The 6,016-nt window shown below is 49.1% G+C and carries 5 protein-coding genes; 4 read left to right on the forward strand and 1 reads right to left on the reverse strand.

The window, feature by feature from the left end; genetic code table 11:
* Nucleotides 1–4 precede the first annotated feature (4 nt).
* Nucleotides 5–1,906, reverse strand: a complete 1,902-nt coding sequence (locus H8L32_RS23900) for a phosphoethanolamine transferase (protein ID WP_186950147.1) — start codon at nucleotides 1,904–1,906, stop codon at nucleotides 5–7.
* Nucleotides 1,907–2,580: 674 nt separating this feature from the next.
* On the opposite strand from H8L32_RS23900, the gene rpsL reads away from it, so the two are divergent.
* The 4 genes from rpsL to H8L32_RS23920 all read left to right on the forward strand — a co-directional run.
* Nucleotides 2,581–2,964, forward strand: coding sequence for a 30S ribosomal protein S12 (gene rpsL, locus H8L32_RS23905; RefSeq protein WP_110258019.1), 384 nt, complete (start codon nucleotides 2,581–2,583; stop codon nucleotides 2,962–2,964).
* 145 nt (nucleotides 2,965–3,109) lie between these two features.
* Nucleotides 3,110–3,580 (forward strand): 30S ribosomal protein S7, encoded by a 471-nt coding sequence (rpsG, locus tag H8L32_RS23910; protein ID WP_162039546.1) that lies wholly within the window; start codon nucleotides 3,110–3,112, stop codon nucleotides 3,578–3,580.
* Nucleotides 3,581–3,708: 128 nt separating this feature from the next.
* Complete coding sequence (fusA, locus tag H8L32_RS23915; protein WP_186950149.1) at nucleotides 3,709–5,814, forward strand: elongation factor G; 2,106 nt, start codon at nucleotides 3,709–3,711, stop codon at nucleotides 5,812–5,814.
* A gap of 78 nt (nucleotides 5,815–5,892) precedes the next feature.
* Nucleotides 5,893–6,016: GTP-binding protein (locus H8L32_RS23920; protein WP_017454492.1), on the forward strand; the 124-nt coding region annotated here is incomplete at its 3' end.

Raw genomic sequence — 6,016 nt, forward strand, 5'->3', positions numbered from 1 at the left:
CTGTTTATTTCTCTTGTATCAGGGGCGTCTTTTTATCCATTACTTCGCGGCAATCACCTTTGAAGGTGGCATTGTCGTAATCGGTCCAGCCATAGCTGTCGACATAGCGGGTATGTGCTTTCAGCTTCTGGCTGAGTACGCTCCACTCCAGCTTTTCATCCGGGTAGCGGATATTCGCCATATCCAGCAGGCTATGGAATATATTTTCGGTCGACAGCCTGGCTTTCTGGTGCAGGCGCAACTGTATGATCTTGTTGGGAAATTGTTCCTGATAGGCGTCTGAATACCAGACAAAGGCCGGAACATGGAATTCATATTGAGTGTTATGGCCATGGAAGGCCAGGTTGCAGGTACCGTCATACAGGGTCTGACCGTGGTCAGACACAAACAGCAGGGACGTGAGTTGCTGGCTGGTTTTCAGCTTCTGTATGACTTCCGACAACATCCAGTCGGTATACAGGATGGAATTGTCGTAACTGTTATTCAGCGCCTGCTTGTTTTTCAGGTCGGTATAGGCGGGATTGGTCACACCATATAAAGACGGCTTCCATTTGTCGAAAGAGGCGGGGTGGCGATGGCTGTAGTTCCAGTGATTACCCAGGGTATGCAGGACGATCAGTTTTTTCGGTGCCGGGTCACGCAGGGCATTCGCCATGGGTTCCAGTAATACTTGATCCAGGTTGGAGCTATTGGTAAAGCCGCCCAGGTTCAGGAACTGCGTGACATCGGCTTCCTTGGCAAATACCGATGTCGGCGTATCGAATTGCCCAAAGCTCATCTGGTTCGACAGCCAGTAGGTTTTAAAACCAGCCTCCTTGAAGGCGGTCAGGAAGGATTTTTCTGAAAAACCGGCTTTCAGGCTTTGTGCCGCCGGCTTGCGCGACACAATAATAGGCACTGACAACCGGGTGGCCGACACCGCCGTGACGACGTCGCTGAAGCTGACCAGATTGCTTTCCTGTTTAAGCAAGGGATTGGTGTCGCGGTCATAGCCATTCAGGCTCCAGCGGTCAAAGCGCGAAGATTCACCGATGACCATGACCACGGTTTGTGGCAAATTCGGATTGCCATCCAAATGCGCCTGGAAACGGAAGGCACGGCTTTTTTCAGATAAACGGGACAAATAGTCACGCTCATTCCAAAAATCGGCCGCCCGCAAGCTCAGGCCAAACGGCCAACTGCGTATATAAGTTTCTTCGTCGTAAGGAATCTGTGCCCAGTATGGCAGTAAAGGCAATTGCTTCTTCAGTTTCGTGGCCCATTTGTTCAGGCTATAGTCAGAAGCGCTGGCCGAAGCCTTGGCCGTGGCTTTGGCTGATGTGGATGCGCTGCTATCCTCGTCTTCATCATCTTCATCCGTTTCAGAAGCGGATGCACTGGCACTGGTGCTGGCAGAGGCTGGCTTTTCTGCAACACCGATCTGATCGCCATAAAGCCATACACCCAAACCCAGCACAAACAAGCCCAGCACCAGCCAGCGTGAGCGGTGTTGCCAATCCCAGTGACTGTGAGCACGTGCTATCTTCAACAGGCCCCACCACCAGCTGATGACGGCAATGACAATCAGCAGTAGCAGCCAGACCTTGTTCCCCAAAAATTCCATCGCCTCTTTGGGACTGGTTTCAACCATGATGCCCAGGTGGTGGGTGGAAATGCCCTGACCAAAGTAAAGTCGCAGGTAAATTTCCGTCGGCAGAGCAAGGAAGGCCGGCAGCAGCAGATAGTGAAACCAGCGCGGTTTTTGCAGCAACGCCCAAAATGCCAGCCAGGACAGCACTTCCATTGCCAGCAAGTGATAGGGCTTGTCCACCGGCTGACCTTGCAGCAGTGGAAAAAACGGCAAGGCCGAAATCAGCAGGTAACTGACGATCAGGAACAGTGATGCAGGGCGAAACGGGGTGGGCATTGTCAAATTGCTTAGCTTGCTGAATAAGTGAGTGGCGGTCATCGGGCCGGTGCTGCTGTCGTGGCGGGTGATGGATTCCGGCGGGTCAAGGGCGTAAATAGTAAATGATTTAGATTGGCTGCGGCACGGCGGGCACAGAATTTAAGGATATTTTGACTTTGAAAGACCGTCAGGATAGCCCTGTCCTGACTTATGGCTTGCTTTTTTGGGGAAATTTTCTACCCTGAAAGACCCACCATTTCATCTAAGGACCTGCTTACGATCTTACTGCGCGAGCGTGATCGGGGCTCATGTGCTGCTCAAAATGCTCATGTACTACAGTACATTCCGCTTTTTGCGCTGCGCTTGGTTACCCTGACCCCGCTGACGCTCGCTACAGATCGTAAATGGCCCTAAGCGCTTGAATTTAAGAAATAAAAAGCGTTGACATGCTTGTTCATCAGGGCATAAAATTGCGAGTTCTCGATTTTGGGTTTGCATTTTCTATTGTTGTTTCATGTGTCTGTGCGCCGTATTTATCACTTTATGGCCCTTTATGTCACGTGTTGCAGTGCTTAAAAAGCAGGCAAAAATAGTCGGGTAAGTCTGAGGATTCAGACAAAAAATGATTTTAAGTTCCCGGGCAACCGTTTCCGGGTTTGTGTTTAACGTTGTATTTTGTTGGATTAAAAACGATGCCAACCATCAATCAACTGATTCGCCAACCACGTGTTTCTGCACGTGTTAAAAGCAAATCGCCGGCGCTGGAAAACAGCCCGCAAAAACGTGGCGTTTGCACCCGCGTTTATACGACAACTCCAAAAAAGCCTAACTCGGCTTTGCGTAAAGTTGCCAAAGTTCGCCTGACCAATGGTTTCGAAGTTATTTCGTACATTGGCGGTGAAGGCCATAACTTGCAAGAACATAGCGTGGTATTGCTGCGTGGTGGTCGTGTAAAGGATTTGCCAGGTGTTCGTTACCATATGGTTCGTGGTGCTTTGGATACTCAAGGCGTTAAAGACCGTAAGCAAGCTCGCTCCAAATATGGTGCTAAGCGTGCTAAGGCAGTTAAGAAGTAATTATCTCGTAATTTAATCTCCGTAAGCTATTACGGATCAGTGTCGGTTTGGAAATAAGCCGAGTAAGTGACCGGTTATGATGGCCTGTCGCGAGCGTGGAGCAAAATGTTGCTTTGTGCTCAACTGAAGATTGAAAGGAATTGAAATGCCACGTCGTCGTGAGGTCCCGAAACGGGACGTACTGCCGGATCCAAAATTCGGTAATGTAGAAGTAGCAAAATTTGTAAACGTATTGATGTTGTCCGGCAAGAAATCTGTTGCTGAAGGCATCATCTACGGCGCATTCGATCACATCCAGCAAAAATCTGGTAAAGATCCTCTGGAAGTGTTTGCGCTGGCAATCAACAACGCCAAGCCACTGGTTGAAGTTAAATCCCGCCGTGTTGGTGGTGCTAACTACCAGGTGCCTGTAGAAGTTCGTCCAGTTCGCCGTCTGGCTTTGTCTATGCGTTGGTTGCGTGAAGCCGCTAACAAGCGTAGCGAAAAATCCATGCCACAACGTTTGGGTGGTGAATTGCTGGAAGCCGCAGAAGGTCGCGGCGGCGCAATGAAGAAACGTGATGAAGTCCATCGTATGGCTGAAGCCAACAAGGCCTTCTCTCACTTCCGCTTCTAAGAGTAAGAGTAAGGAGCGATTGTGTGTCAATCATGCAATGGCTCTGGCAAGTATTTTGAATCAGGCCGGGCGCGATTTTTGTAAAAAAATGCGCTCGGTTTTGTCCATTAAAAGATTTAGGATTAGCTATGGCCCGTAAGACCCCCATTGAGCGCTACCGCAACATCGGTATTTCTGCTCACATTGATGCCGGTAAAACAACGACGACAGAACGCGTTCTGTTTTACACCGGTGTAAACCACAAAATTGGTGAAGTGCATGATGGCGCGGCTACCATGGACTGGATGGAACAAGAGCAGGAACGTGGTATCACCATCACTTCCGCTGCGACGACATGCTTCTGGAAGGGCATGGCGAACAATTTCCCTGAGCATCACATCAACATCATCGATACACCAGGCCACGTTGACTTCACGATTGAAGTTGAGCGTTCCATGCGTGTTCTGGATGGCGCCTGCATGGTTTACTGTGCAGTAGGTGGCGTACAGCCTCAGTCTGAAACCGTATGGCGTCAGGCTAACAAGTACAAAGTCCCACGTTTGGCATTCGTCAACAAGATGGACCGTACTGGCGCGAATTTCTTCAAAGTGTACGATCAAATGCGTGCACGTCTGAAAGCCAATCCAGTTCCTCTGCAAGTACCTATCGGTGCTGAAGACCTGTTCGAAGGCGTTATCGATCTGGTCAAGATGAAAGCAATCATTTGGGATGCAGCATCTCAAGGTATGAAATTTGAATACCGTGATATCCCTGAAAATCTGTTGGCTGAAGCGCAAAAGTGGCGTGAAAACATGGTTGAAGCAGCTGCTGAAGCCAGTGAAGAGCTGATGAACAAATACCTTGAAGAAGGTGATTTGACTGAAGAAGAAATCAAAACTGCTTTGCGTCAACGTACTATCGCTTCTGAAATCGTTCCTATGATGTGTGGTACTGCATTTAAGAACAAGGGTGTTCAGGCGATGCTGGATGCGGTTGTTGAATACCTGCCATCCCCATTGGACATCCCACCAGTTCCAGGTCTGAACGAAGATGACGAACCAGTTGTCCGTAAAGCTGAAGATACAGAGAAATTCTCTGCTCTGGCATTCAAAATCGCAACTGATCCATTCGTTGGTCAATTGTGCTTTATCCGTTGCTACTCCGGTACTTTGAATTCTGGCGACAGCGTTTACAACTCTGTTAAAGAGAAAAAAGAACGTATCGGCCGTCTGGTTCAAATGCACGCGAACCAACGTGAAGAAATCAAAGAAATGATGGCGGGTGATATCGCTGCGGTTGTTGGTCTGAAAGACACAACGACTGGTGATACGCTGTGTGACGAAAAAGCAATCGTTGTTCTGGAACGCATGATATTCCCAGAGCCAGTTATTTCTCAGGCTGTAGAACCAAAAACCAAGGCTGACCAGGAAAAAATGGGTCTGGCACTGAACCGTCTGGCCGCTGAAGATCCATCTTTCCGCGTACGTACTGACGAAGAATCTGGTCAGACAATTATCGCCGGTATGGGCGAGTTGCATCTGGACATTATCGTTGACCGTATGAAGCGTGAATTCAACGTTGAAGCGACAGTCGGCAAACCACAAGTTGCTTACCGCGAAACTATTCGCAAAACTTGCGAAGAAATCGAAGGTAAATTCGTTAAGCAATCCGGTGGTCGTGGTCAGTACGGTCACGTTGTTCTGAAGATCGAACCGCAAGAACCAGGTAAAGGCTTTGAATTCGTTGACGCGATCAAAGGCGGTACAGTTCCACGCGAATACATCCCTGCAGTTGAAAAAGGTGTTCGCGAAACACTGACTTCCGGTGTATTGGCTGGCTACCCGGTTGTTGACGTTAAAGTTACACTGTTCTTCGGTTCCTACCATGACGTTGACTCCAACGAAAACGCCTTCCGTATGGCGGGTTCGATGGCGTTCAAAGATGGCTGCCGTAAAGCAAGTCCAGTTATCCTGGAACCAATGATGGCTGTTGAAGTTGAAACACCTGAAGACTACGCTGGTACAGTCATGGGTGACTTGTCTTCACGTCGCGGTATGGTTCAAGGTATGGACGAAATCGCTGGCGGCGGTGGCAAGATCATCAAAGCTGAAGTGCCTTTGTCCGAGATGTTTGGTTATTCCACATCCCTGCGTTCCGCTACCCAAGGTCGCGCTACGTACTCGATGGAATTCAAGCACTACTCTGAAGCGCCGAAGAATGTTATCGACGCGATCGTCACATCCAAAGCGAAGTAATAAAGAATCAAAGGCCTGCCCCATGCAGGGGCAGGTTTTCTATTGTTGATAAATCGTTCTTTTTGAAGGAAGAATAAAATGGCAAAAGGTAAGTTCGAGCGCACCAAGCCGCACGTAAACGTAGGCACAATTGGTCACGTTGATCACGGCAAAACCACACTGACAGCAGCGATCGCAACAGTCTTGTCGAAGAAATTCGGCG

This window comes from Undibacterium hunanense (assembly GCF_014284335.1).
Lineage (GTDB): Bacteria > Pseudomonadota > Gammaproteobacteria > Burkholderiales > Burkholderiaceae_D > Undibacterium > Undibacterium hunanense.

Excerpts from the sequence above, each read along its gene's own strand:
- H8L32_RS23900 (WP_186950147.1), bottom strand. The coding sequence starts at position 1,906 with ATGCCCACCCCGTTTCGCCCTGCATCACTGTTCCTGATCGTCAGTTAC.
- rpsL (WP_110258019.1), top strand. The coding sequence starts at position 2,581 with ATGCCAACCATCAATCAACTGATTCGCCAACCACGTGTTTCTGCACGT.
- rpsG (WP_162039546.1), top strand. The coding sequence starts at position 3,110 with ATGCCACGTCGTCGTGAGGTCCCGAAACGGGACGTACTGCCGGATCCA.
- fusA (WP_186950149.1), top strand. The coding sequence starts at position 3,709 with ATGGCCCGTAAGACCCCCATTGAGCGCTACCGCAACATCGGTATTTCT.